We start from the raw sequence: 26328 nt of genomic DNA, 5'->3' as shown, positions 1-26328 counted from the left end.
CTCAGTAGTGATACCGGCAGGCCAGTATTTCGAGTGCTTGGGAGGCACCGCTCCCGGTCACCCGATAGACCAGCCGATGTTCGCCCGTGATGCGGCGCGACCACCAGCCGGCAAGCCCCTCCTTCAGGGGTTCAGGCTTGCCCAGCCCTGAAAACGGATTCCGTTCCGCGTCTCGGATCAGGTCGTTGACCTTCTTCAACACAGACCGGTCATTCTTCTGCCAGTATAAATAATCCTCCCAAGCGCCGTCAGTCCAAACCTTCTTCATTCAGAATGTTCCGCTCGATGCCTTTGCCAGCATCAAGTTGGGCGATGCCCTTGAGCAGCCGCTCCGCATTCTTCGGACTTTTCAGGAGATGAAGCGTCTCCATCAGACCTTCGAACTCTTCTTCGGAAATCATCACCACCGACCGTCCCTTCTGACGGGTGACGGTCAGCGGCGCGCGGCTGTCACAGACCTCGTCCATTACGCTGGCAAGATTGTTTCTGAGGTCGGTGTAGCTGATGTGTCCCATGCTAGGTGCCTACTTAGTGAGGGCGACAGCGCAGGATCCGGTACACCGCGGGAGCCCGACGTCGCTGACTGAATGTACAGAAATATGGACAGAAATCAAGTGCAGTCCATCATAGCCACGCTCTCCCCTGGAACCCCGTCCGCAAACCGGCTAAGAACCTTTCGCACGCGCAACAGAACTGCAATGCGAAAGCCCCGCTACCGTCGATGATCGAACTCCGGTCCGTCACCCACGCCTATGGCGACCGTCCCGTCCTGCATGACCTGACGCTGCGGCTGGCGGAGCGGCGCATCGCCATTCTCGGCGGCAACGGCTCGGGCAAGAGCACGCTGGCGCGGCTGCTGAACGGGCTGATCGTGCCGACCGCCGGCAGCGTCGCCGTCGACGGGCTCGACACGCGGACCGACGGGCGCGCGGTGCGCCAGCGGGTCGGCTTCGTCTTCCAGAATCCCGACACCCAGATCGTCTATCCAACGGTGGAGGAGGACATCGCCTTCGGGCTGAAGGCGCGCAAGCTGCCGAAGGACGAGATCGCCCGCCGCGTCGCCGGGGCGCTGGACCGCTACGGCCTCGACCGCTACCGCCACCAGCCTGCCCACCAGATGAGCGGCGGCGAGAAGCAGCTGCTCGCCATCGCCGGGGTGCTGGTGCTGGAACCGGCCTATGTGATCTTCGACGAGCCGACGACGCTGCTCGACCTGCGCAACCGCCGCAAGGTGATCGAACTGCTGCGCGGACTGCCGCAGACGGTGATCGTCGTCACCCACGACCTGGACATGGTGAAGGACTTCGACCGGGCGCTGGTGCTGGAGGATGGCCGCGTCGTGGCGGATGGGCCGCCATCCGACGCCGTGCCGGCCTACATCGAGCGGCTCGGCTGATGCTGGGGCTCTACCTGCATCGGGAGTCGGTCATCCACCGCCTGCCGGCGGGGGCGAAGCTGGGTGGGCTGCTGCTGGTGACCATCATCGTTCTGGCGCTGCCCGGTGCATGGGGGGCAGCGGCCGCCGGGCTGATCGGCGCCCTGGTGCTGGCGGCGGCACGGCTGCCGGCCGGGCGGGTGCTGAGGGAACTGCGAGCGCCGGTCGTCATGCTGACCCTGCTGTTCGGCTTCCAGGCCCTGCTGTCCGGCGGCGGGTGGGAGGAAACTGCGGTCGCCGTCGCCCGTTTCGCCGCCCTGATCCTGCTTGCAACCCTGGTCACGCTGACCACGCGCGTGATGGACATGGTCGATCTGTTCGAGCGGCTGTTCGGCCTTCTGCGCCCTGTCGGGTTCAACCCGGCCAAGATGGCGCTGATGCTGGCCCTGACCATCCGCTTCATCCCGCTGCTGGGCGAGCAGGTGCGCGAGGTGCGGATGGCCCAGCGCGCCCGCGGAGTCGAGCGCAACATAGCCGCCCTGTTCGTTCCGCTGCTGGTCAAGATCCTCACCATGGCCGATGATCTGACCGCCGCATTGGAAGCACGCGGTTACGATCCGGCAGACTCCGGATCAGAAGCCCCATCAAAAAACGCTACACAACGATAACGTCACCAGCCGAAGGAAGCGTCCGCAATGCTGTCCACCCGCGACCTCGTCCTCTGCGCCCTGTTCGCCGCCCTGCTGGGCGGGCTTGGCATGGCGCCGCCGATCCCGCTTGGTTTCCTGCCGGTTCCGATCACCGCGCAGACGCTGGGCGTCATGCTGGCCGGCACCATCCTGGGCGCCAAGCGCGGCGGCATCGCAGCATTGCTGTTCGTGCTGCTGGTCGCTGCAGGCCTGCCGCTGCTGGCCGGCGGGCGCGGCGGCATCGGCGTGCTGATGGGGCCGACCGGTGGCTTCGTACTGGCCTTCCCGCTGGCCGCCTTCGTCACCGGCTGGCTGGCGGAGCGTTTCGCGACCGGCGCCAATCCCATCCGCCTGTTCGCGGTCAGCGTCGTCGGCGGGATTCTGGTCGTCTATGCCGGCGGAATTCCCTGGCTTTGGCTGGTCGCCGGCCTGCCGATCGACAAGGCGGTCTTCGGCTCGCTGGCCTTCGTGCCGGGTGACCTGATCAAGGCCGGCGTCGCCGCCGTCGCCGCGGCCGGCGTCCGCCGCGCCGGCATCCTGCCGATCCATGCCTGAGAGAATGGCGACTGATCGACCGTCCTTGAGCGTCGGCTATCTTGGGGCGGACAACCTCGCCCGCCCCTTCGCGCTGGCCGCCGGGCGCAGCGCTGACCATCCCGCCCTGATGTTCGATGGCGTCGCCGTGTCCTATGCCGCCCTGTTGGATCGGGTGCGGCGGACCGGGGCCGGAGTGGCAGCCTTGCGGACCGGGGGTGAGCCGCCGCGCGTGGCGCTCGGCCTCGGCAACCGGGCGGAGCTGCCGGCGCTGTTCTTCGGCATCGTCGCGGCCGGCGGGACCGTCGGGCTGTTCGACCCGAAATGGAGCGCGGCGCAGACCGCCGCCGCGCTCGAAACCTTCCGCCCCGACCTGCACCTGACGACGGAGACCGCCGCCGCCTGGATTGCCGCACAGCCGGCGGACTGGAGCATTCCGGCGGTCGACCCGAAGACTCCCTTCCTGGTCGGCTTCACCTCCGGCACCACCGGGCGGCCGAAGGCCTTCATCCGCAACCAGGGCTCCTGGCTGGCGACGCTGGAGGCGAGCCGGGTGGAGTTCGGGATCGGACCCGACGATGTCGTGTTGGTGCCGGGGCCGCTCGTCCATGGCCTCGGCCTCTATGGCGCGGTGGAAGGGCTGTCGGCCGGCGCCACGATCCGGGTGCAGCCGAAATTCGACGCCACCGACGCGGCCATGCAACTGGCGGAATCCGGCGTCACCACGCTGGTGCTGGTGCCGACGATGCTGGTCGGCATCCTCGACGCGGCGGAACGTGATGGCCGGCAATTCCCAACCCTGCGCCGGGTGATCAGCTCCGGCGCCAAGCTTGCCCCGGCGGTGCATGACCGGCTGGCGGCGCTGTGCCCGGATGCCGCGGTGCTGGAATATTACGGCGCATCGGAACTGAGCTTCGTCAGCCTGCGCTCGTCCCGCGAGGGCGCTCCCGCGGACAGCGTCGGCCGGCCCTTCCACGGGGTGGAGCTGAGCCTGCGTGATGACGACGGCAACTCGGTGGAGCGCGGCCGGCCCGGCACCGTCTGGGTGCGGAGCGGCATGCTGAGCGACGGCTATCTCGGCGCCGCCGATGGCGCCGGCTATCGCGAGCGGGACGGCTGGGGCACGGTCGGCGATTACGGCTGGATCGATGGCGAGGGCTGGCTGCGGCTGGTCGGACGGGCTGGCGACTTGGTCATCACCGGTGGCCTGAACGTCTACCCGGCGGAGGTCGAAGCGGCCTTGCGCGCCCATCCCGCGGTTGCGGAGGCGGTGGTGTTCGGCCTGCCCGATCTCTATTGGGGCGACGCCCTTTCCGCCGTGGTGTGGTGGCGCGGACCCGGGCGCGCGTCGCTGGCCGACCTGCGCGGCTGGTGCCAGGAGCGGCTGGAGGCCTATAAGGCGCCGCGGCACGTCTTCGCGGCGGCCGACATGCCCCTGACCGGCAGCGGCAAGATCGCCCGCGGCGATGTGCGCGAACGGGCGAAGGCCGGTGGGCTGGAGGTGGTGAAGTGACAGTCGTGCGTCGACTTAACCGACCCGACGCCAATCCCCCTCCCCCGCCCAGCGGGGGAGGGTCGGGGTGGGGGGAAGCGCCGGATCAGCCGAAGAGATCCAAGCTGCGGAACCCCCTCACCTTAACCCTCTCCCCGGGGGGGAGAGGGGAATCGGGAGGGAACCGCGCATGACTTGCCCAATCATCGTCGCCGCCCGGCGCACGCCCGTCGGCCGCATCGGCGGTGCCCTGCGCGAACTGCCCGTCGAGGGCCTCGCCGCGCCGGTCATCCGCGCCGTACTTGCCGATGCCGGAATCGAGCTGGCGGAGGTGGACGAGGTACTGCTGGGCAACGCCGTTGGCCCCGGCGGCAACGTCGCGCGGCTGTCGGCGCTGGCGGCGGGCTTGCCGGTGTCGGTGCCGGGCGTGACGGTGGACCGGCAATGCGGGTCCGGGCTGGAGGCGATCAACCTCGCCGCCCGGCTGGTGCAGTCCGGCGCCTGCGACGTCGTGCTGGCCGGCGGGGTGGAGAGCACCAGCACCGCCCCCTGGCGCGTCGCCAAGCCGTCCAGCCTCTATCGCAGCCCGGCCTTCTACGACCGCGCCCGCTTCGCCCCCGACGAGATCGGCGACCCGTCGATGATCGAGGCAGCGGAGAATGTCGCAGCCGTCTATGGCATCGACCGCGCGCGCCAGGACCGCTACGCGCTGGACAGTCACCGCAAGGCCGTGACCGCGCAAGCCGCCGGACGCTTCGATCGGGAAATCGTGCCGCTCACCCTGCGCGATGGCCGCGTCATCGACCGCGATGAATGCCCGCGCGCCGACACAAGCCTCGAGAAACTGGCGGCACTGCGGCCCATCCTGCGACCGGACGGCACCGTGACCGCCGGCAACGCCTGCCCGGTCAATGACGGTGCCGCCATTGTGGCGGTGGTGTCGGAGCGAAAGTTCCGCGAGCTTGGCCTGACCCACGGGCTGGCGGTGGTGGACAGCGCCGCGGCCGGGGTGGACCCGACTCTGCTCGGCACCGGCCCGATCCCGGCGGTGGCCAAGCTGCTGACCCGCAATCCCGGCCTTTCGGTCGCCGACATCGACCTGATCGAGTTCAACGAGGCCTTCGCCGCCCAGGTGCTGGCCAGCCTCGACGCGCTGGGCATCGATCAATCGCGCGTGTCGGTTGGCGGCGGCGCGCTGGCGCTTGGTCATCCCTATGGCGCGTCGGGCGCCATCCTGGTGACGCGCCTCTTCACCGAGTTGCTGTTCCCACTGGCGGGCACATCGCCCCGTCGGGGGCTCGCCACGCTCGGCATCGGCGGCGGGCTGGGGCTCGCCACACTTCTGGAGCCAGTTTGAATGACCAGTGCCCCCGCGGCCGGGGATAGTTTCCGGTCCGCCTTCCGTCACCGCGCCTTCGCCCTGTTCTGGTGCGCGCGGGTCTGTTCGATGCTGGCGATCCAGATGCAGGTGGTGGCGGTCGGATGGCAGGTCTACGCCATGACCGGCAACCCGCTGGACCTCGGGCTGGTCGGGCTGTTCCAGTTCCTGCCCACCCTGGCGCTGGTGCTGGTCGCCGGCCATGTGGTGGACAACAACGACCGCAAGACGGTGCTATTCGGCGCGCTGTCCGTCGAAATGACGGCGGTCGCCGCGCTGTTCCTGCTGACCATGGCGGGGGCCTTGTCGCCGCACGCGATCTTCGCCGTGGTGGCGCTGATCGGCCTCGCCAAGTCCTTCGAGGGACCCGCCAACCAAGCGATCCTGTCGGCTACCGTGCCGCTGGATGATCTGCCCAACGCTGTTGCTTGGCAATCGTCAGGGGTGCAGGTGGCGCAGATCTCCGGCCCGGCGCTGGGCGGACTGCTCTACATCGCCGGCCCGGCGGCGGTCTATGGCATCAGCACGGCGATGCTGGTGCTGTCCGTCCTGCTGATCGCCGCCTGCCGTCCGCGTCCGGTCTCCATGACCAAGCGCGCCATGAGCCTGTCGAGCATGCTGGCCGGCGCCGCCTTCATCCGCAGCCGGCCGGAGATGCTGGGTGCCATATCGCTCGACCTGTTCGCCGTGCTGCTGGGCGGTGCGACGGCGCTGCTGCCGATCTATGCCCGCGACGTGCTGTTCGTCGGGCCATGGGGGCTCGGCCTGCTGCGCTCGGCCCCGGCGCTGGGAGCGCTCGCCATGGCGATGGTCATCACCCGGTGGGGGGTGAAGCGCCATGCCGGACGCTGGATGCTGATCGCGGTGGCGGGGTTCGGCGTCGCCACCATCGCCTTCGGTCTGTCGGCCGACCCCGTGCTGTCCTTTATCGCCTTGCTGGCGGTCGGCGCCACCGACCAAGTCAGCATGTTCGTCCGACAGACGCTGATCCAGCTGTCCACCCCCGACGAGATGCGCGGCCGTGTCGGTGCCGTCACCTCGCTGTTCATCGGCGCGTCCAACCAACTGGGCGAGTTCGAATCCGGCAGTGTCGCCGCGATGGTCGGGGCGGTGCCGGCGGTGGTTCTTGGCGGCGTCGGCGCGGTCGGGCTGGCCGGGCTGTGGGCGGCGATGTTCCCAGCGTTGCGGCGGGTGGACAGGCTGCTGGGGCGGTAAGCCGCTCCGCCCCACGCCCGGCTCCCTTTACAGGTAACGGATCATCACCTTGTCCGCCGCCTGCTTGGCACGCGCCCGCGCGTCGTCGGTGTCGGTGCCGCTAGCCAGCGCCACGCCCATGCGGCGGTTCTTGCGGGTGGTCGGCTTGCCGAACAGGCGGACGTCGACCTCCTGCTCCGCACTGCCCAGGCCCAGCGCATCGGCCAGCCCCTCGATGCGAAAGCTCTCCGCCTCGCGGTCGGCCAGGATGACGGCGGAGGCCGAGGGGGCACGGCAGACGATGTTGGGGATCGGCAGGCCCAGGATGGCGCGGGCGTGCAGTTCGAATTCCGACAGGTTCTGCGACAGCAGCGTGACCATGCCGGTGTCGTGCGGGCGCGGCGACAGCTCGGAGAAGACGACCTCGTCGGCCGTCACGAAGAACTCGACGCCGAAGATGCCATAGCCGCCGAGATTGTCGACGACGCGGGCCGCCATCGCCTTGGCGTCGTCCAGCATCGCCTGCGGCATGGCGACCGGCTGCCAGGATTCCTGGTAGTCGCCGCGTTCCTGCCGGTGGCCGATCGGCTCGCAATAGAGGATGCCGTCGCGGGTGCGGACGGTCAGCAGCGTGATCTCGTATTCGAAGGGTACGAATTCCTCGACGATCACCTTGCGGCGGTCGCCGCGCATGTTGGCCACTGCATAGTCCCAGGCAGCTTCGAGGCCCGCGGAGTCCTGAACCGTGCTCTGCCCCTTGCCCGACGACGACATCACCGGCTTGATGACGCAGGGGAAGCCGGTGTGCTCCGCCCCGGCGCGGACCTCGTCCAGGCTTTCGGCATAGCGGTAGCGCGAGGTGCGCAGGCCGAGCTCCGTTGCGGCGACCTCGCGGATGCGATCACGGTTCATCGTCATGGTGGCGGCGCGGGCCGAGGGCACGACGGTGGTGCCGGCATCCTCGAACTCGTGCAGCACCTCGGTGCGGATCGCCTCCACCTCCGGCACGATGAAGTCGGGGCGATGCTTCGCGATGGCGGCGCGCAGGGCGTCGGCGTCGAGCATGGAGAACACCTCCGCCCGGTCGGCGACCTGCATCGCAGGCGCGTTGGCGTAGCTGTCGCAGGCGATGACCTCGCAGCCCAGCCGCTTCGCGGCGATGACGAATTCCTTGCCCAGCTCACCGGAGCCGAGCAGCAGGATCCTGGCGGTGAACATCCACGCACTCCCCATTTTGGCGCCTCATTTCGGCGACAGCAGGCCGACCATAGGGCTTCATCCCGGCCGGGCCAAGCCCCGTGGTGAGCACCCGGGCATGCGTTCAGGACAGCGAAAGCCAGGCAGGGCAAATATTTCTAAAATGAAATTATAATGGTACTGGATGAAAAACTCCGCCTGTGTGTTCATGCATGAAAGTACCCGTATGCTGGGAGGCGGCGATGGAAGAGACGGTGCGGCGCGGAGTCTTCGGCGGCAGGACGGTATTGGCCGCTTGCCTTGCGGTGTCGCTGGCCCTGCCGGGCTGCGCCGGAAACGGCGACGACGACATGACGGGCGCCCTGCTGCTCGGCGCCGCGGTGGTCGGGCTGGGCGTGCTGGCGGCGACCGCCGGCGATGACGATGACGACGACCGGGATTACGAGCGCGACCGGCGCCACCACCGCCGCGGCGGCTCCGACAACGGCTATCATTACAGTAACGGGCATTACGGCAACGGGCATTACGGCGGACGGGGCCGGGACGGCTACAGCCGCTATGCCGGCAACGGCCAGTGCGACGACGGGCGCTACCGCACCTCGAACGGCGGCCGGGCGGAGTCCGGCACCGACGAGTGGGACTGCCGCCGCTTCGGCGACGGGCGGAAGTGAGCCGTCAGCTGCGGCGGCGCCCCTCCAGATTCTTCCGCACGATGGCCGCGATGATCAGCAGGAAAGCCAGCAGCCGCAGCAGATAGACCCAGCTCTGCTCTTCCCGCTCCAGCCCGCCGAGCGCCAGCACGATCTGATTCACCGCCAGCAGCGTAAATGCCAGCGCGAAGGAGACGAACAGCGCGTCGCGTGTCCGCTTCCAGAAGCTGAGGAAGAACAGCCCGGCCACCGCATAGAGTGCTGCGATCGCCCCGGTGAAGAAGCTGGATGTCGTCGGCAGCATCACTCGGTATCCCAGATGAAGCCATAGAGCAGGACGCCCAGGCCGGCGAGGGTGGAGAACTGGCGAAGCGGCAGCAGGTCGACCTGGGTCGGCAGGACGACGACGTCGATGAACAGAAGGAGGTTGTTGATCGACAGGCCGACGAAGCACAGCGTGCTCCACAGCAGAAGGCGGCTGCGCGACCGCAGGTAACTGCGCAGCAGCAGGACCATGCATAGCAGGCTGGCGGCAAAGCACAGCAGATAGACCGCCGACTTCACGACGTCCATGTCAGCTCCCCCACCCCGCTCTCCCGGGCGGAGAGGGGGATCGGTCCACGATGTCGGATTGAAAAGCGGCGATCATGTCATTCACCGGCATCAGTCGTTGAGGCGGAAGCGGAAGGAATCGGCAAAAATCTGCACCTTGTTTCCGGGGGCCGCGAAGATCTCCCGGATGACCGCGGACGGACGGGTGGCATAGGCCTGCGCGATCTCCTCGACCCATTGGTCGAGGACGGGTGCCGCGGGATGGTAGCGGTGGCGGCCGTCGGCCAGCGCCACCACCAGCCCGGCCCCCAGAAAACCGCCAAGCGCCTCCTGCACCACCACATCGCTGCCCCGCAACTCCCGCACGAGGTCGGCGTTCGACCAGTCGCGATCGGGGTTCCGGCGCAGCAGAAGCAGAAGTTCGAGCGCCCAGACCGAACGGATCGAGCTTCGAAGCAGGGCAAGCGCATCGTCGGACAAAACCATGAACCAAAACCTGACCTGATGTGCACAACCGGCGGCGTGGGACGGCGCCGCCATCGATCCCCCTCGTCAGCCCCGGACGGCCTCCGCCGGCGCGAGGGGGGACTGCAGATCCAGCGCGCGACGCAGAGCGCGGGCAAGATCGCCGTCGCGATAGGGCTTGGCCAGCGTCTCCGCCCGGCTCAACACGGCCCCAAGAACGGCACCCGGATCGGTGCCGTCGTCTGCTGGCATGGCGGCGCCGGCCTCCGGCTCCGGCGCACTGGTTCCGTTGGCATAACCCGAGGCGAACAGCACCCGCAGCGAGGGGTGACGGCGCAGCCCCTCGCGCGCCAGTTCGCGCCCGTTCAGGCCGCCCGGCATCACGATATCGGTGAACAGGAGATCGACCGGCTGGCGGTCCAGCAGAGTCAGCGCCGCCTCCGCCCCGTCGGCTTCCAGCACGCGGTAGCCCAGCGCACCCACGGCCTGGACGGCGACGGCGCGCACATCGGCGTCGTCATCCACCACCAGCACGGTCTCGCCGCGGCCGGCGAACGCCTCGTCGGCGCCGTCGTCGTCGGAAGCCGCCCCATGGACAGCATCGACGGTCGCCCTCGGCAGGTAAAGGCGGAAGGTGGTGCCGACGCCCGGACTGCTGTCGATGCCGATCAGCCCGCCCGACTGCTTGACGAAGCCATGGATCATGGCAAGGCCGAGGCCGGTCCCCTTCCCCGCCTCCTTGGTGGTGAAGAAGGGTTCGAAGGCGCGCTCCAGCACCTCCGGCGGCATGCCACATCCGCTGTCGGACACCGACAGCAGGATGTAGTCGCCGGCCGGGACGGACATGCCATGGCCGGACTGTGTATCCTCGAAACGGGCGTTCTCCGTGCGGATGCGCAGGGTGCCGCCGCCGGGCATGGCGTCGCGGGCGTTGATGACGAGGTTCAGCAGTGCCGATTCCGCCTGCGACCGGTCGACCGACGCGGTCCACAGCGGCTCCGCATCGACGGCCGGCGCCTCGATGGCGATGGCGACGCCGCCGCCCAGCGTGCGCTCCATCAGCTCGCCCATGCCCGCGACCAGCGCACCGAGATCGACCGGCTCCGGGTGAAGCTGCTGGCGCCGCGCGAAGGTCAGCAGGCGCCGCGTCATGTCGGAACAGCGCAGCGCCGCCTGCAGCGCCATCTCCGCCCGCTTCGCCGCCTTCGGATCACCGGCAAGGCTGGGGACCAGCCGTTCGAGGCTGCCGATCACCACCATCAGCATGTTGTTGAAGTCGTGGGCGATGCCGCCGGTCAGCTGGCCGACCATCTCCATTTTCTGGGCGTGGGCGAGCTGGCGCTGGGCCTGGCGTGTCTCGGTCACGTCCAGGATGGTGCCGAACAGCTCGGCGGGGCGGCCGTCCTCGTCGCGCACCACCACCGCCTGGTCCAGCAGATGGCGCTCGCTGCCGTCCGGGCAGCGCCAGCGATACTCGACCGTCGTCAGCCCGGTGTCGTGGATCGACTCCAACTGGCGCAGCACGCGGCTGCGGTCGTCGGGGTGAAGCCCCGCCTCCCAATAGCCCGGATCGTCGATGAAGCGGGTGGGCGGACAGCCAAGCACCGACTGCGCCGTGTCCGACAGATAGCGGAAGGGAATGCCCGGCGTCAGATCCGCGGTATAGAGCACAATTGGCAGCTGCCCCAGGATCAGCGCCTGCCGCTCCTCCGACCGGCGCAGCGCCTGTTCGGCCTGCCGCATCTCGCGCCGCACCCGCTCGTTCTCGTCCAGCAGGCGCTGCTTGGCCTCGACCTCGCGCTTCACCGCCTCCGTCTTGCGGTAGAGGTCGACGAAGACCGCCACCTTGCATTTCAGGATGTGCGGATCGACCGGCTTGAACATGTAGTCCACGGCGCCGCTGGCATAGCCGCGGAAGATGTGCGTCTCGTCCTTGTTGATGGCGGTCAGGAAGATGATGGGGATGTGGCGGGACTTCTCGCGCAGGCGGATCAACTCCGCCGTCTCGTAGCCGTCCATCCCCGGCATGTGGACGTCGAGCAGGATCAGCGCGAAGTCCTGGCGCAGCAGGTGCTTCAGCGCCTCCTCCCCCGACCGCGCCAGGACGAGCTGCGCGTTCATGTCCTCCAGCGTCTCGCGCACGGCGAACAGATTCCGCGGGTCGTCATCGACGATCAGGATCGCCACGTCGGCCTTGTCGGGCTGCGGAGGAACGTCGATGGTCATGCTTTCCCATCCCGCGGGGGCACCGGCCGCCGGTGCGGGTGTGACGGCCGGAACGGGGGCCGATGCGGGCGGCGCCACATCCGGCGGCAGAAGCGTCTGGCGCACATCATCCTTGCCGGCCGGCTGGACGCTGGTGGTGCCGAGCAGCCGCGAGCGGCGAACCGCCGGCACCGGGAAGGCTGGCGGCCCGAGCGGACCGCGCCGCGCCGCCCCCGGGCGCAGTTTGCGCCGGGTCATGCCGGAACTCCGCCGCGCGGCTGCGGCCTGCCGCCCTTGGCGGTCCAGATCCGCAGCAGCGACAGAAGGTGGTCGATGTCCACCGGCTTGGCGATGTAGTCGGTCGCCCCTGCCTCGATGCACTTGTCGCGGTCGCCCTTCATCGCCTTCGCGGTGACGGCGATCATCGGCAGGCCGCGGAACTCGTCGATGCTGCGGATCGTGCGCATGGTCTCGTAGCCGTCCATCTCCGGCATCATGATGTCGACCAGCACCACGTCGACGCCCGGGTCGGCGCGCAGCCGCTCGATTCCCTCGCGACCGCTTTCGGCATGCAGGACCTCGATCCTGTGGGCCTCCATCACGCTGGCCAGCGAGAAGATGTTGCGGATGTCGTCATCGATCACCAGCACCCGCTTCCCGGCCAGCGAGGGATCGTGCTGGCGCAGGTCCAGGATGCTGCGCCGCTTGTCGTCGGGCAGCTTGTCCACGGCACGGTGCAGGAACAGCGCGGTCTCGTCGAGCAGGCCGGCGGGCGACCGGGCGCTCTTCAGCACCACGGTTTCGGCCAGCCGGCGCAGCCGCGCTTCGTCCTCCGCCGTGATGTCGGCGGCGACATAGACCACCACCGGCATCCAGGCGAGCGTGTCGCGGGTGCGCAGCCATTCAACCAGTTCGAAATCGGCGGCGGAGGGGCCGGGCAGCGCCGGGCTGGACAGATCCAGCACCATGCAGTCGAAGCGGTCGGCCGACAGCGCCGCCATCGCCGCTTCGATGGAGGTGACGGTGTGGGTCTCCACGTCGCCGTTGCCGATCAGCGCGGCGACGGCGCCCGGCTGCGGATTGTCCTTCTCCACCACCAGCAGCTTGCGGTGATCGCGTTCCTTGAAGCTCTTCACCCGGTTCAGGGCGTCGAAGATCGCCTCGCGCTCCACCGGCTTCTCCGAATAATCGAAGGCGCCCATCGACAGGCCGCGCCGCCGTTCGTCCTTGGCGGAGATGACGTGGACCGGGATATGGCGGGTCTGCGGGTCGCGTTTCAGCAGGTCCAGCAGCGCCCAGCCGTCCATGTCCGGCAACCCGATGTCGAGCAGGATGGCATCCGGCCGGAATTTGCGCGCCAGCGGCAGCGCCGCCGCCCCGCCATTGGACAGAACCGTGCGGAAACCCTTCTCCCGAGCCAGATCGAGCAGGATGGAGGCGAAGGTCGCGTCGTCCTCCACGATCAGCACCACCGGCTCGCCTGGGCGCAGGCGGTCGCGGTCGTCACCGGCCGGCATGTCGAGCAGGGCGATCCCGTCCTGCGGGCCGGACGCCACCACCGGGCGGGTCGCCGTCTCCGTCCGCTTCGGCAGCAGACCGGCGGGCGCCAGCGCGGTGCTGGCGGCGGCGACCAGCGGGGTGGCGGTCTCCTCCGCGACGTCGTAGCTGCGCGGGACATAGAGCGTGAAGGCGCTGCCCTTGCCGGGCGTGCTGGTCACCCGGATCTCGCCGCCCAGCAGGCGGGCGATCTCGCGGCTGATCGACAGGCCGAGGCCGGTGCCGCCGTATTTGCGGCTGGTGGTGCCGTCGGCCTGCTGGAACGCCTCGAAGATGATGCGCTGCTTGTCCTCGGGGATGCCGATGCCGGTGTCGATCACGGTGAAGGCCAGCACCGACGCCGCCGCGTTCAGCGTCGGGTGCGCGACGCTCCAGCCCTCCGTCGCCGGGGCGACGCGGAAGGTGATGCCGCCGGCGTCCGTGAACTTGAAGGCGTTGGACAGCAGGTTGTTCAGCACCTGGGCCAGCCGCTTCTCGTCGGTCTGGATGCTGGCGGGCAGCGCTTCGTCCATCTCGATGGTGAAGGCCAGCTTCTTTTCCTGCGCCACCTGCGAGAAGGTGCGCTCCACATGGTTGCGCAGGTCGCCCAGCACGACCTCGCCGATCTCCAGCGTGACGGTGCCGGATTCGATCTTCGACAGGTCGAGGATGTCGTTGATCAGGCCCAGCAGGTCGGAACCGGCGGAATGGATGGTGCGGGCGAACTCCACCTGACGGTCGGACAGGTTGGTGTCCGGGTTGTCGGCCAGCAGCTTGGACAGGATCAGCAGGCTGTTCAGCGGCGTGCGCAGCTCGTGGCTCATGTTCGCCAGGAACTGCGACTTGTACTTGGAGGTCAGGGCGAGCTGTTCCGCCTTCTCCTCCAGCGCCGCCTTGGCGAGCACGACCTCGCGGTTCTTGCGCTCGACCTCGATGTTCTGCTTCTCCAGCTGCTCGGCCTTCTCCTCCAGCGCCTCGTTGGTGGTGGTCAGCTTTTCCTGCTGAGCCTTCAGCAGCTCCTCCGACTTGCGCAGCGAGGCGGCCTGCTGTTCCAGCCGTTCGTTCGTGGTCTTCAGCTCCTCCTGCTGGCTCTGCAGTTCGGTGGTCAGGCGCTGCGACTGCTTCAGCAGGCCTTCGGTGCGCATGTTGGCGGCGATGGTGTTCAGCACGATGCCGATGCTCTCGGTCAGCTGCTCCAGGAAGCTCTGGTGCGTCTCGCTGAAGCGGCCGAAGCTCGCCAGCTCGATCACCGCCTTCACGTCGTCCTCGAACAGCACCGGCAGGACGATGATGTTCAGCGGCGGCGCCTCGCCCAGGCCGGAACTGATGGACACGTAATCCCGCGGCACGTTGGTCAGCAGGATGCGCTTCTTCTCATACGCGCACTGCCCGACCAAACCTTCCTTCATGTGGAAGCGGTTGGACAGATTCTTGCGTTCCTTCAGCGCATAGGAGGCGACCAGTTCCAGCAGCGGCTCGTCGCGGTCGCGGGTGGCGACGTAGAAGACGCCATGCTGCGCGTTCACCAGCGGGGCGATCTCCGACAGGATCATGTTGGATACGGTGACCAGATCGCGTTCGCCCTGCAGCATACGGGTGAATTTGGCGAGGTTGGTCTTCAGCCAATCCTGTTCCGCATTCTTCAGCGTCGTGTCGCGAAGATTGCGGATCATCTCGTTGATGTTGTCCTTCAGCGCCGCGACCTCGCCCATCGCCTCCACGGTGATGGAGCGGGTCAGGTCGCCCTTGGTCACCGCGGTGGCGACCTCGGCGATGGCGCGCACCTGGGTGGTCAGGTTCGCGGCCAGCTGGTTCACGTTCTCCGTCAGGTCCTTCCACAGGCCGGCGGCGCCGGGCACGCGGGCCTGACCGCCCAGCTTGCCTTCGATGCCCACCTCGCGCGCCACGTTGGTAACCTGATCGGCGAAGGTCGCCAGCGTGTCGATCATGCCGTTGATGGTGTTGGCCAGCGCCGCGATTTCGCCCTTGGCGTCCACCGCCAGCTTGCGCTTCAGGTCGCCGTCGGCGACCGCGGTGACCACGCTGGCGATGCCGCGCACCTGCCCCGTCAGGTTGGCCGCCATCATGTTCACATTGTCGGTCAGGTCCTTCCAGGTGCCGCCAACGCCTTCCACCTTCGCCTGACCGCCCAGCTTGCCTTCGGAACCCACCTCGCGCGCCACACGCGTCACTTCCGAAGCGAAGCTGTTCAGCTGATCCACCATGGTGTTGATGGTGGATTTCAGTTCGAAGATCTCGCCCTTCACATCGACGGTGATCTTCTTCGACAGATCGCCCTTGGCGACGGCGGTGGTGACTTCGGCGATGTTGCGCACCTGACCGGTCAGGTTCGCCGCCATCATGTTCACGTTGTCGGTCAAATCCTTCCAGGTGCCGGCAACCCCCTTCACCTGGGCCTGACCGCCGAGCTTGCCTTCGATACCCACCTCGCGCGCCACACGGGCGACTTCGGAGGCGAAGCTGTTCAGCTGATCCACCATGGTGTTGATGGTGGACTTCAGCTCAAGGATTTCGCCCTTCACGTCGACGGTGATCTTCTTTGACAGATCGCCGTTGGCGACCGCCGTCGTCACCTCCGCGATGTTGCGCACCTGACCGGTCAGGTTGGTCGCCATCGCGTTCACATTGTCGGTCAGGTCCTTCCAGGTGCCGCCGACGCCCTTGACCTGGGCCTGCCCGCCCAGCTTGCCTTCCGAGCCCACCTCGCGCGCCACGCGTGTCACTTCCGAGGCGAAGCTGTTCAGCTGATCCACCATGGTGTTGATGGTGGACTTCAGCTCAAGGATTTCGCCCTTCACGTCGACGGTGATCTTCTTTGACAGATCGCCGTTGGCGACCGCCGTCGTCACCTCCGCGATGTTGCGCACCTGACCGGTCAGGTTGGTCGCCATCGCGTTCACATTGTCGGTCAGGTCCTTCCAGGTGCCGCCGACGCCCTTGACCTGGGCCTGCCCGCCCAGCTTGCCTTCCGAGCCCACCTCGCGCGCCACGCGCGTCACTTCCGAAGCGAAGCTGTTCAGCTGGTCCACCATGGTGTTGATGGTGTTCTTCAGCTCCAGGATTTCGCCCTTCACCGGCACGGTGATCTTCTTCGACAAGTCGCCGTTGGCGACGGCGGTGGTCACATCGGCGATGTTGCGCACCTGACCGGTCAGGTTCGCCGCCATGAGGTTCACGCTGTCGGTGAGGTCTTTCCACGTCCCGCCGACGCCCTCCACCCGTGCCTGACCGCCCAGCTTGCCCTCGGAGCCCACTTCTCTTGCGACGCGCGTCACTTCCGAGGCGAAGCTGTTCAGCTGGTCCACCATGGTGTTGATGGTGGATTTCAGCTCAAGAATCTCGCCCTTCACGTCGACGGTGATCTTCTTCGACAGGTCGCCCTTCGCGACCGCCGTCGTCACCTCCGCGATGTTGCGCACCTGACCGGTCAGGTTGGCCGCCATCATGTTCACGTTGTCGGTCAGGTCCTTCCAGGTGCCGCCAACGCCCTCCACCTTCGCCTGACCGCCCAGCTTGCCTTCGGAGCCCACCTCGCGCGCCACGCGCGTCACTTCCGAGGCGAAGCTGTTCAGCTGGTCCACCATGGTGTTGATGGTGGATTTCAGCTCAAGAATCTCGCCCTTCACGTCGACGGTGATCTTCTTCGACAGGTCGCCCTTCGCGACCGCCGTCGTCACCTCCGCGATGTTGCGCACCTGACCGGTCAGGTTGGCCGCCATCATGTTCACGTTGTCGGTCAGGTCCTTCCAGGTGCCGCCAACGCCCTCCACCTTCGCCTGACCGCCCAGCTTGCCTTCGGAGCCCACCTCGCGCGCCACGCGCGTCACTTCCGAGGCGAAGCTGTTCAGCTGGTCCACCATGGTGTTGATGGTGGATTTCAGCTCAAGAATCTCGCCCTTCACGTCGACGGTGATCTTCTTCGACAGGTCGCCCTTCGCGACCGCCGTCGTCACCTCCGCGATGTTGCGCACCTGACCGGTCAGGTTGGCGGCCATCACGTTGACGTTCTCGGTCAGATCCTTCCAACTGCCGGCAACGCCCTTGACCTGGGCCTGACCGCCCAGCTTGCCCTCGATGCCGACCTCGCGCGCCACGCGCGTCAGTTCCGTGGTGACGGTGACGAGCTGGTCCACCATGGTGTTGACGTTGCGGGCGGTGCGCAGGAACTCGCCCTGCAGCGGGCGGCCTTCGATCTCCAGCGCCATGGTCTTGGACAGGTCGCCCTTGGCGACGGCGCCGATCACGCGCGCGATTTCCGTCGTCGGCTGGATCATGTCGCCGACCAGCGTGTTGATGCTGTCGACGCAGGTTTCCCACCCGCCGGATGCGTTGTTCAGCTTGGCACGCTGGCTGATGCGGCCTTCCTTGCCGATGGCGACGCTGAGCCGGCTGACCTCCGTGGTCAGGTTCTGGTTCAACTCCACCACGTCGTTGAAGGCGGCGGCGATCTCGCCGTCCATTCCGGTCAGGTCGAGCGGCAGCCGCACGGAGAAATCGCCCTTGCGCAGTTGCCGCAAGGCCATCAGCAGAACCTTCGGATCCAACGCGTCCGCCGTTTCCACCATCGCCGTCATGCCGTTCCCCATTAGCGCGCCGGCCCACCATGGGCCGCATTCCGCCACAGCAATAGACCGCCCCGGCACCATCCCGGAGTACGATCCAGTAAATGCAACCCGTCTCAGCCAGAAAACCGAATACCCGCAGCAAGCCTGCGCGCGCCCGAGCCTGAGCCGGCGAGTGACCGCGCAGTCCTACATCCCCGCACGATGAAGTAAAGGCGATTCCGGTCAATTTAGCCTTTCGTAGGAAATCCGACCTCCGGCGTAGTGACTATGCCTATGACTTAGGGTGGAGGGCGGAGATTCTTCAGCTTGGCGGCGTTTGTCACGCGATTTACCCCAGGGCAAAACAACCTTCGTTTTAGATCAAGACGCTTTATTCGCAGACACACGCCCTCGGCGCCATAAACTTGCCCGTCCGCAAATGCCCTGCCCGACCATCGTATGGGTGCCGGAACGATTCAGCAGCCGACCTCGTTATGGATCCGAACCACAGCGGGATCATTCGGCACGCAGCCGTCTCCCGCAGGGCGAGACCAATTCGACCGTCGTCACGGCCCGGGGCTTAACCATGATTCTCTGGACGATTCCCATGCAGGCATCGATGTACTGCATGCTCTCTTGGATGCGCGCCTGCAGCAGCGGCGCCGCCTTGGCCCACTCCTTTGCCGGACTGCCGGCGCTCGGCCCGCCCAGGCCGGCGGCGGACGTGCTGCCCTTCCCGGTGCGGCGGGTGGCGCGCAGCGGCGGCCTCGGCGGTCCCGCCATCGTGATCCCGCTCGGCCGGCGCTGAAGCTTCATCATCGACCGCTCACGCAATCGTGTAGAGAGCGTGATTTGCCGGCGGCCTGCCGCAGACCTATGGTTACTGGCAGGAATGGTCCGTTCGGGAGAGGTCGATGCTGTTCAAATTCCCCACCCCCTCGCAGGCCCGCGAGGACGAGGTGACGCCGCGGGAGTTGTTCATCAACCGCCGCAGCCTGATGGCCGGCGGTGCCGCCGCGATGGCGCTGGGCAGCCTGCCGGTGTGGAGCGGCAACGCCTTGGCAGCATCCTTCCAGGTGCCGACCACGATCAAGCCGGCCGATCCGAAGTTCGACCCCACCACGCCGATGAAGTCGGCCACCACCTACAACAACTTCTACGAGTTCGGCACCGGCAAGGATGATCCCGCCGACAATGCCGGCACGCTGAAGACAAGGCCCTGGGAGATTGCCATCGGCGGTGAGGTCGCCAAGCCGATGACCATCGGCATCGAAGACCTGCTGAAATTCCCGATGGAGGAGCGCATCTACCGCCTGCGCTGCGTCGAAGGCTGGTCGATGGTGATCCCCTGGGTCGGCTTCTCCCTGGCCGAACTGCTGAAGCGGGTGGAACCCACCGGCAACGCGAAGTATGTCGCCTTCCAGACCCTGAACGATCCCAAGCAGATGCCGGGCCTGCGCTCCTGGGTGCTGGACTGGCCCTACACCGAAGGGCTGCGGCTGGACGAGGCGATGCACCCGCTGACCCTGCTCGCCGTCGGCATGTATGGCGAGGTGCTGCCCAACCAGAACGGCGCGCCGATCCGGCTGGTGGTGCCGTGGAAGTACGGCTTCAAGTCGATCAAGTCGATCGTCAAGATCACGCTGGTGAAGGACCAGCCGCCGACCGCCTGGAACAAGTCGCAGCCGCGCGAATACGGTTTCTATTCCAACGTCAACCCCGAGGTCGACCATCCCCGCTGGAGTCAGGCGACCGAGCGGCGCGTCGGCGAATTCTCCCGCCGCAAGACCCTCCCCTTCAACGGCTATGGCGAGGAGGTCGCGTCGCTCTATGCCGGGATGGACCTGAAGGCGAATTACTGACCATGGCCGATTCTGCATCCGCCGTCGGCGGCGTCGATCTGCGCGCCGCCGCCAATGCCGCGCTCGCATCGCGTTGGGCCAAGCCAATCGTCTTCATCCTCTGCCTCGTTCCGCTGGTCTGGACCATGCGGCTTGCCTACACCGGCGAGTTGGGGGCGGAGCCGGTGCTGGAAAGCGTCAAGGCCAGCGGCTTGTGGGCCTTGCGCTTCCTGCTGATCGCGCTGGCGCTGACGCCGCTGCGCATGCTGACGGGCGTGGCGGGCCTGGCGCGCTTCCGCCGGATGCTGGGGCTGTTCGCCTTCTTCTACGCCACCGTCCACCTGTCCACCTATGTCGGGCTGGACCAGTTCTTCGACTGGGCGGCGATCTGGAAGGACATCGTCAAGCGGCCCTACATCACGGTCGGTATGGGCGCCTTCCTGATCCTGACGGCGCTGGCCGCGACCTCCACCGACGGCATGGTGAAACGGCTGGGCGGCAAGCGCTGGCGCGCCCTGCACCGGGGCGTGTTCGTCGCTGGGCTGGCCGCCTGCCTGCACTTCATAATGCTGGTGAAGGGCTGGCAGACGGCGCCGCTGGTCTATGGCCTGATCTGCATCGGGTTGCTGGCCTTCCGCCGTTGGCCTGTCAGGCTGGGACGGCGGAAGGATCCGCAGGCCGGACGGGCGTCCGTCAGAACACGGCCCGCAGCAGCCCAACGGTCCGGCGAAGCGCCAGAACCGCGCTTTCCGGATGGAAGCTCCCCCGCTCGTCGCAGTTGAAGCCATGGCCGGCCGGATAGACATGCACCGGCAGCCACGGATAGCGTGACCTCACCCCCTCCGCCACCGACAGCGGGATGGCATGGTCCTGCTCGCCGAAATGCAGCAGGGTCGGCACCCGCGGGGCGCTGTCCAGCGTCTTGCCGATCTCTCCGCCGTAATAGCCGACGGCGGCACGCACCGGCAGGACTGCCGCCGACGCCCAGGCAATGCTGCCGCCCCAGCAATAGCCGACGATGGCCGCAGCCCCGTCGCCGCCCAGATGGGCCAGCGCAGCCGCCACGTCCTGTAGCGCGTCCGCCGTCGGCACCGCACCCTTCAGCGCGATGCCCCGCTGGATGCCGGCATCGTCATAGGCCAGTTCCACCCCGCGCTCGGCACGGTCGAACAGATCCGGCGCCACGGTTGTGAAGCCCTGCTGGGCGAAACCGTCGCACACGCTGCGGATATGGTGGTTGATGCCGAAGATCTCCGGCGCCAAGATCAGGCGCCCGATCTCCTCGCCCTTGGCCGGCGCCCGATAAGCGCGAAGCCGATGGCCGTCCGCGGCCTGGAGTTCGATCCAGCCCGCCGTTGCGTCATTCATGTCCCGAACCCTTCGTCTTGCGAGACCGTCCATGCGGTCATTGCCGCCAATCATAAGCGCAGCGGTCCAGAGGGCAACTGGCGACAGGGCAGCGCTGAAGCTCGGCTGTCATATATCCCCTTCCATAGGGATTATTGCCTCGTCATCGTACAGGTTACCGCCAGTGATGGCTGGCTCTCAACGACGAGGTCGACCTTGCGCAGCTTCGCTTTTCTCGCCGTTTTCGCCGCGCTGGCCGGCGCAACCGTTTCCGCCCAGGCCGCGGACACCTACAAGTTCAATCTCCACAACAAGTCGTCGGACTATGTCATCAATGGATTCCGCACCTTCGAAGGTGGGGCGTGGAGCAAGAACTGGATTGACTTCAAGCTGAAGCCCGGCGAATCCGCCGAAATGGACTGGGGCAGTGACGAAGGAAATTGCGTCGTTCCCTTCAAGGTGGACTGGGTCGGCTATGAATCGGAGAAGTTCAGCGTCGACTGGTGCAAGGTGAAGAACATCTACATGAAGGATCAGGGCTTCAGCTTCGACTGACGGTTGACGGGCGCCGTGTCCGACCGCGGCGCCCCTCCGGCTTCCGGGCTATTCCGATGAAGGACGTGACTGCATTACCGGGGAGACCAGATGGACGGCCACCCGCGTCGACCTGATCTTCGGCTCGCATTCACAGCTCCGCGCATTCGCAGTGGTATATGCGTGCGGCGATTCCCACGGGAAGTTCGCGAAGGACTTCGTTGCCGCCTGGGCGAAGGTCATGAACGCCGACCGCTTCGAAGGAAACCCAACCGCCTAGACCCGACCGCCTGAACATTGTCCCGTCGCTCCCGCCGGCCGGCGCCCCCGAGAGCGGAGGCGCCGTTCATTTGCCGTTTGTCAACTTGACGGTATCACGCCGCGTTCCGATCGGCCTTCGTATACCCATGAGCCGGAACCCCAGCCTTCCGGGGCACAAGGCGCAGAAGCAGGGCGCCTGCGGTCGCGGACACAAGCGAACCCGTGAAGACACCGACCTTGACCGCATCGCCCAGTTCAGGCGAAGCGGGGAAGGCCAAGGCTCCGATGAACAGGCTCATGGTGAAGCCGATGCCACACAACAGGGAGACGCCGAAAAGCTGCGACGTGCTCGCACCGGCCGGCATGTCGGCGAAGCCCAGGCGGATGGTGAGCCAGGCGGTTCCGAACACGCCGACCATTTTCCCCAGGAACAGGCCGAGCGCGATCCCCAGCGGGAGAGAGCCCGTCAGGATCGACGCGTCCATGCCGGCGAAGGACACGCCGGCATTGGCGAAGCCGAAGACGGGGACGATCAGGTAGGCCACCCAACCGTGGATGCCGTGCTCCAGCCGGTGCAGCGGGGAGTGCATGTCGTCCGGCTTGCCCGGCGCGGGGCGAAGCGGAATGGTCAGCGCAAGGGTGACGCCCGCCAGCGTCGCATGGACGCCCGACAGGAGAACCGCACCCCACAGGCCCGCGCCGAGAATGAGGTAGGGCCAGAGCGTCTGGACGCCGAAGCGATTCAAGGCGATCAGCGCCGCCAGGATGAGCGCCGCCGCACCCAGGGCCGGCATCGACAGGTCGGCGGTATAGAACAGGGCGATGATGATGACGGCGCCCAGATCGTCGATGATGGCCAGGGCCGTCAGGAAGATCTTGAGGGACGTCGGCACGCGGGGGCCAAGGAGCGACAGGACGCCCAGGGCAAAGGCGATGTCCGTCGCCGCCGGAATGGCCCAGCCGCGGATCGTTTCCGGATCGCTGCTGTTGAAGGCCACATAGATGAGGGCTGGCACCAGCATGCCGCCGGCCGCCGCCACGCCCGGCAGAATCCGGCGCGACCATGAGGAGAGTTGTCCGTCCAGCATCTCTCGTTTGATCTCCAGCCCGACCAGCAGGAAGAAGACCGCCATCAGTCCGTCATTGACCCAATGCCCGATGCTCAACCCCAAGACATAGCTGTGCAGCGTGTCGAAATAGACTCTCGACAGGGGAGAATTCGCAACGATCAGGGCGAGCGCCGCGGCGACCATCAGAAGAATGCCGCCCGACGCTTCGCTGTTCATGAATTCCCTGAAAATGGAAATCGGGCGCCGGCGAGAGGGTTGCGTCTTTTCCACCATGGAATTCTGTCCTTTATTCGATTTCTGTCAGAGCTGCTCCATGCCTGCCATCTTACCGCAGACAAAGTTTCTCGGACTATATGGGCCTGCAATGACGAAAAACAGGGTATGACGCCCTGAAATGCCTGGTTCCAGGGCGTCACACGCCGGGTTCCGGGACGGGCCGGAGATCAGGTCAGGAATTGGTAGTAGAGGACGTAGAGCGTCAGCAGGACCAGACTGGCCGTGCCGGCCCACGCCCAGGCGAACTGGAACTTGCTCGGCAGAAGCTCACGTTCGAAGTCGGAGGTGAAGTTGTCCTTGACCGCCTTGATGGTCAGCCAGAACAGCACCGGCGAGAAGACCAGCGCCATCACAGAGGCGACCTGGACCACGAAGATCGGCTCCGGCAGGCCGAAGACCACGGCGATGCCGGCCACCAGCCACAGCACCTGCATGCCGCGGTACAGGAGCTTGCGCATGCGCGGGTTGTCCCAGTCCCGCTTCAGCCGCACGGCGCATTCCTCGAAGATGCGGGCCTGGCCGTCGAAGTAGGTGAAGACGGTGGAGAACAGCGCCGCCACGCCGCCGGCGATGATCACCGGGAAGATCCATGCGCCGAAGGTGTCGGTGTAGATGCGCGCGATCGTCGTGCCCATCTCGCTGCCCTTGGGCACCAGCCCCATCGGGTTCAGCACCGCCGCGCCGACGATCAGGAACACCATGCCCGACAGCATCGAGATGATGTAGCTGATGTTCATGTCGCGCTTGAACAGGATCAGGCTCTTCTTCATGTAGTCGGGATCCATGTGCACGGTGTGCCCCTGGGCCCGCATCTCGTTGACCTTGACCATGCCGGCCTTCTTGTCCACCGCCCAGTTCGACTGCATGGGCGCGACTTCCAGCGTGGTCGGGAAGTAGCCGAACATGGCGCCGAACAGCAGCATCGCACCGACAGGCGGCAGCGTCGGCAGCAGGCGCGACAGGTATTCGCCCGGCGGCGGCGCCTGCAGCGCGAACGCCACGAAGCAGGACACGGCGAAGATGATGATCAGCAGCTTGCAGATGCCTTCGACCGCCTTGTAGCTGCCCAGCCACAGGATAGTGACGGTGCCGACGAGAATGGTGACGGCCCATGCCTCCATAGGCATGAAGGGGAAGGCGGCCCACATCAGGGCGGCGCAGCCCAGCGCGCGGCCGGCGATGCCGACGGTGTTGGCGAGACCCTGGAAGATCATGAACCAGAGCGGCCATGTGCCGACGCGGTGGTAGGCGTTGATGATGGTCTCGCCCTTCACCATCGTGTAGCGGTGGGCGAACTCGAAGGCGCAATACTTGATGATGTAGGCGGCCAGGATCACCCACAGAAGATCGTAGCCGAAACGGGCGCCGGCGGTCGGCGCATGCATGATGTGGCTGGCGCCGATGCCGGTCATCGCCGCTGCGATGCCCGGCCCCATCGCCTTCCAGGTATCCATGAAACCGGTGCCCGGCGCTTCCAGCCGGATCTCTTTTTTGACAACCCCGCTGTCGGCGGCGGTGCCGTCATACACACCGTCGACGGCGATCGCAGCGCTGTTTGTCGAGCTGATACTCATTCCCTGTCCCTCCCTGCAATGAGCGTTGAACCGGTTGAGGCCCATTGGCTCGGTTCCGCATGGATCCTTCCCGATCCGAGTTCGGGTGCAGCGGCCAACCGTTCCGCCGCGAACATGTTTGGTATGCCAAATATCAGATACACGCAGGAAAAAATATCCGCCGACATTCAGGCTTTTCCGCCAACAAAAAAATACTCATCGCGCAGGGATTAAAATCGAGACTCGTTCGTATGGCAGTACCTCAGCAGCTACTCTGAAGATGATTCCGAGCAAAGATTCGGGTATTGCCAGACCAAACAATATCTTCTATATGACTCTCAACTTGGTGTGCTTGAGCCACGCGCCAATGTCTCTCCCAGAGGGCTGTCCCGACAGGGGGCGGGACAGCCTTCACTTCTCATTTTTTATTCTGTTCGATCATGTGCTCTGCTCGCTTGCAGAACGGCACGGAGCGCCAACGGCAACTCGGCGGAAGTTGATGCTTCCTCTTCGAGTTTCCGTTGCATGGCAGGCGAATGCTGCACTTGTTCAGGAGCGATCCTCAGCTCGCCCTTCGGCTAGGACGCCGTGTGCCGTCGATCAAGGCAAGCATTCTGTCGCAACTCCGGCGGCTTTCGCGCTGCGTGCCCACAGCGGCCGCATGCGGCGGGACCGATCGGATTTTCATATCTGGATCACGGCATTGCGGCTGTCGGCATCCCGGCCGGGCGTTTCCCTCCTGCCGGCCCGCTTTTCCGCTTCGGGAAAAGATACGGCCGGTCCGGGATTTAAATTGCGTATGCTTTCAATCCGGGTATGCGAGAGTTCGGACCGAAATACCCGGTCAACTGTTGATCGGGCATAGTCAGTCCCAAAATCGGGGCAGCGGGATCAGGTCCGCGGTGCCCCCGAACCGAACGCAGAAGGGATGCCATGCTTCTGGATCCGATCTCACTCGCGGTTGCGCTTTGCGTCGCCACTTTCGTCGCGACCATCGCCGCCTCGGCCCTGACATCGGTTTGGCAACGCTACCGCGCGCCGGACACCTTCACGGGATCGGTGCAGACCTTGAGCCGCCCGGCCAACGTGAACCGTCCGCCCAGGCGCGTCGGTCGCCATTTTATGTCCGTCTACCAGACGAAGGACTGAGCGAGAGGGCCTTCAGGCAAACGGGTGCCCGGAATCGAGAATGGGCCGCGACATGGTCACGACCCATTCTTTGCCTCTCTTAAAGGAATTGCCTCGCCAAGCATGCCATGTTGCCCGAGATGCGAGGCTGCCATCGCAGCCCTGGAGCCTCGCTCACGTGCTGGCGGCCTCACAGGGGGCCGTACAGGCGTGACTTGTCGCACCAAGCATTCATGAAAGACTTAAAGGCCTGAACGAAGGACGCAAAGCTCTTCTTCGAGTGAAAGTCCGAAGCGGTCGCGTAGGTCATGATTGCCTCCATGGGTTAACGAAGAACAAGATAGTCTGGCATACCAAATACCAGAAGCGCAAACCGCGCAACCCACGGGTGGCTGAAACACATGTCTACACGAAATGCGCCTTGATTGCTTGATTAGCAAACATTCTTTACTGCTGACGACTGGCGCCCACTGAACGGGGACTGGA

Annotated in this window: 23 protein-coding genes and 1 pseudogene; 13 read left to right on the top strand and 11 right to left on the bottom strand. The window is 66.3% G+C overall.

Annotated features, from left to right (window positions below; translation table 11 throughout):
* Window position 1: 1 nt before the first annotated feature.
* Both FZ983_RS23225 and FZ983_RS23220 read right to left on the bottom strand, forming a co-directional pair.
* Window positions 2-268: a Txe/YoeB family addiction module toxin gene (locus FZ983_RS23225; RefSeq protein ID WP_149225856.1), complete on the bottom strand. Its 267-nt coding sequence runs from the start codon at window positions 266-268 to the stop codon at window positions 2-4.
* Complete coding sequence (locus tag FZ983_RS23220) at window positions 249-515, bottom strand: type II toxin-antitoxin system prevent-host-death family antitoxin (protein WP_149225855.1); 267 nt, start codon at window positions 513-515, stop codon at window positions 249-251. Before FZ983_RS23220 ends, FZ983_RS23225 begins: the two co-directional genes overlap by 20 nt.
* 206 nt (window positions 516-721) lie before the next feature.
* Between FZ983_RS23220 and FZ983_RS23215 the strand changes: the two genes are divergently transcribed.
* The 6 genes from FZ983_RS23215 to FZ983_RS23190 all read left to right on the top strand — a co-directional run bounded on the left by FZ983_RS23215 (window position 722) and on the right by FZ983_RS23190 (window position 6683).
* A complete protein-coding gene (locus tag FZ983_RS23215; protein ID WP_149225854.1) occupies window positions 722-1396 on the top strand; it encodes an ATP-binding cassette domain-containing protein in 675 nt (224 codons plus the stop codon).
* Entirely contained in the window at window positions 1396-2043 is a 648-nt protein-coding gene (locus tag FZ983_RS23210) for an energy-coupling factor transporter transmembrane protein EcfT (RefSeq protein WP_149225853.1), read from the top strand. Before FZ983_RS23215 ends, FZ983_RS23210 begins: the two co-directional genes overlap by 1 nt.
* 27 nt (window positions 2044-2070) lie before the next feature.
* Window positions 2071-2619, top strand: coding sequence for a biotin transporter BioY (locus FZ983_RS23205; RefSeq protein ID WP_149225852.1), 549 nt, complete (start codon window positions 2071-2073; stop codon window positions 2617-2619).
* A 4-nt stretch (window positions 2620-2623) separates the two neighbouring features.
* A complete protein-coding gene (locus FZ983_RS23200) occupies window positions 2624-4111 on the top strand; it encodes an AMP-binding protein (RefSeq protein WP_247883933.1) in 1488 nt (495 codons plus the stop codon).
* Between the two features lie 169 nt (window positions 4112-4280).
* Window positions 4281-5447: a thiolase family protein gene (locus tag FZ983_RS23195; protein WP_149225851.1), complete on the top strand. Its 1167-nt coding sequence runs from the start codon at window positions 4281-4283 to the stop codon at window positions 5445-5447.
* Window positions 5448-6683, top strand: a complete 1236-nt coding sequence (locus FZ983_RS23190; protein ID WP_149225850.1) for an MFS transporter — start codon at window positions 5448-5450, stop codon at window positions 6681-6683.
* 27 nt (window positions 6684-6710) lie between these two features.
* Here FZ983_RS23190 and purT read toward each other — a convergent pair whose 3' ends face one another.
* The gene (gene purT, locus FZ983_RS23185; protein ID WP_149225849.1) at window positions 6711-7880 is read right to left on the bottom strand and encodes a formate-dependent phosphoribosylglycinamide formyltransferase; all 1170 of its coding nucleotides are present in this window, start codon (window positions 7878-7880) and stop codon (window positions 6711-6713) included.
* Window positions 7881-8071: 191 nt separating this feature from the next.
* Between purT and FZ983_RS23180 the strand changes: the two genes are divergently transcribed.
* A complete protein-coding gene (locus FZ983_RS23180; RefSeq protein WP_247883932.1) occupies window positions 8072-8530 on the top strand; it encodes a hypothetical protein in 459 nt (152 codons plus the stop codon).
* A 4-nt stretch (window positions 8531-8534) separates the two neighbouring features.
* On the opposite strand, the gene FZ983_RS23175 is transcribed toward FZ983_RS23180, so the two are convergent.
* From FZ983_RS23175 to FZ983_RS23155, 5 genes are all read right to left on the bottom strand, one after another.
* The gene (locus FZ983_RS23175; RefSeq protein ID WP_149225848.1) at window positions 8535-8813 is read right to left on the bottom strand and encodes a DUF5985 family protein; all 279 of its coding nucleotides are present in this window, start codon (window positions 8811-8813) and stop codon (window positions 8535-8537) included.
* On the bottom strand, window positions 8813-9082 hold the full coding sequence (locus FZ983_RS23170; protein ID WP_188092467.1) for a DUF5985 family protein: 270 nt from the start codon (window positions 9080-9082) through the stop codon (window positions 8813-8815). Before FZ983_RS23170 ends, FZ983_RS23175 begins: the two co-directional genes overlap by 1 nt.
* A 90-nt stretch (window positions 9083-9172) precedes the next feature.
* Window positions 9173-9547: a hypothetical protein gene (locus FZ983_RS23165; RefSeq protein ID WP_149225847.1), complete on the bottom strand. Its 375-nt coding sequence runs from the start codon at window positions 9545-9547 to the stop codon at window positions 9173-9175.
* 66 nt (window positions 9548-9613) lie between these two features.
* Window positions 9614-11989: a response regulator gene (locus FZ983_RS23160; RefSeq protein ID WP_149225846.1), complete on the bottom strand. Its 2376-nt coding sequence runs from the start codon at window positions 11987-11989 to the stop codon at window positions 9614-9616.
* Complete coding sequence (locus tag FZ983_RS23155; RefSeq protein ID WP_247883931.1) at window positions 11986-17862, bottom strand: HAMP domain-containing protein; 5877 nt, start codon at window positions 17860-17862, stop codon at window positions 11986-11988. Before FZ983_RS23155 ends, FZ983_RS23160 begins: the two co-directional genes overlap by 4 nt.
* A gap of 577 nt (window positions 17863-18439) precedes the next feature.
* Here FZ983_RS23155 and FZ983_RS34260 point away from each other — a divergent pair.
* The 3 genes from FZ983_RS34260 to FZ983_RS23140 all read left to right on the top strand — a co-directional run bounded on the left by FZ983_RS34260 (window position 18440) and on the right by FZ983_RS23140 (window position 20455).
* Window positions 18440-18640: a hypothetical protein gene (locus FZ983_RS34260; RefSeq protein ID WP_188092466.1), complete on the top strand. Its 201-nt coding sequence runs from the start codon at window positions 18440-18442 to the stop codon at window positions 18638-18640.
* A gap of 106 nt (window positions 18641-18746) precedes the next feature.
* Window positions 18747-19694 carry a protein-methionine-sulfoxide reductase catalytic subunit MsrP gene (msrP, locus tag FZ983_RS23145; protein WP_149225844.1) on the top strand — a complete coding sequence of 316 codons (948 nt, stop codon included), beginning with the start codon at window positions 18747-18749 and terminating at the stop codon, window positions 19692-19694.
* A gap of 2 nt (window positions 19695-19696) precedes the next feature.
* On the top strand, window positions 19697-20455 hold the full coding sequence (locus FZ983_RS23140; protein ID WP_149225843.1) for a protein-methionine-sulfoxide reductase heme-binding subunit MsrQ: 759 nt from the start codon (window positions 19697-19699) through the stop codon (window positions 20453-20455).
* On the opposite strand, the gene FZ983_RS23135 is transcribed toward FZ983_RS23140, so the two are convergent.
* Window positions 20367-21041: a dienelactone hydrolase family protein gene (locus FZ983_RS23135; RefSeq protein ID WP_149225842.1), complete on the bottom strand. Its 675-nt coding sequence runs from the start codon at window positions 21039-21041 to the stop codon at window positions 20367-20369. The genes FZ983_RS23140 and FZ983_RS23135 overlap by 89 nt on opposite strands.
* A 195-nt stretch (window positions 21042-21236) precedes the next feature.
* Here FZ983_RS23135 and FZ983_RS23130 point away from each other — a divergent pair, with 195 nt between their 5' ends.
* A complete protein-coding gene (locus FZ983_RS23130; protein WP_149225841.1) occupies window positions 21237-21575 on the top strand; it encodes a hypothetical protein in 339 nt (112 codons plus the stop codon).
* A gap of 58 nt (window positions 21576-21633) precedes the next feature.
* A pseudogene (locus tag FZ983_RS34860) lies at window positions 21634-21834 on the top strand (hypothetical protein); the annotation flags it as partial.
* A gap of 94 nt (window positions 21835-21928) precedes the next feature.
* On the opposite strand, the gene nhaA reads toward FZ983_RS34860, so the two are convergent.
* Window positions 21929-23158, bottom strand: coding sequence for a Na+/H+ antiporter NhaA (nhaA, locus tag FZ983_RS23120; RefSeq protein WP_149225840.1), 1230 nt, complete (start codon window positions 23156-23158; stop codon window positions 21929-21931).
* 170 nt (window positions 23159-23328) lie between these two features.
* Window positions 23329-24735: an Nramp family divalent metal transporter gene (locus FZ983_RS23115; protein ID WP_149225839.1), complete on the bottom strand. Its 1407-nt coding sequence runs from the start codon at window positions 24733-24735 to the stop codon at window positions 23329-23331.
* 912 nt (window positions 24736-25647) lie between these two features.
* Here FZ983_RS23115 and FZ983_RS23110 point away from each other — a divergent pair.
* On the top strand, window positions 25648-25863 hold the full coding sequence (locus FZ983_RS23110) for a hypothetical protein (protein ID WP_149225838.1): 216 nt from the start codon (window positions 25648-25650) through the stop codon (window positions 25861-25863).
* Window positions 25864-26328: the final 465 nt, after the last annotated feature.

The organism is Azospirillum sp. B21, assembly GCF_008364825.1.
Lineage (GTDB): Bacteria > Pseudomonadota > Alphaproteobacteria > Azospirillales > Azospirillaceae > Azospirillum.
Note: the sequence above shows the minus strand (reverse complement) of the source record. Positions and strands in the feature narration are given on the sequence as shown.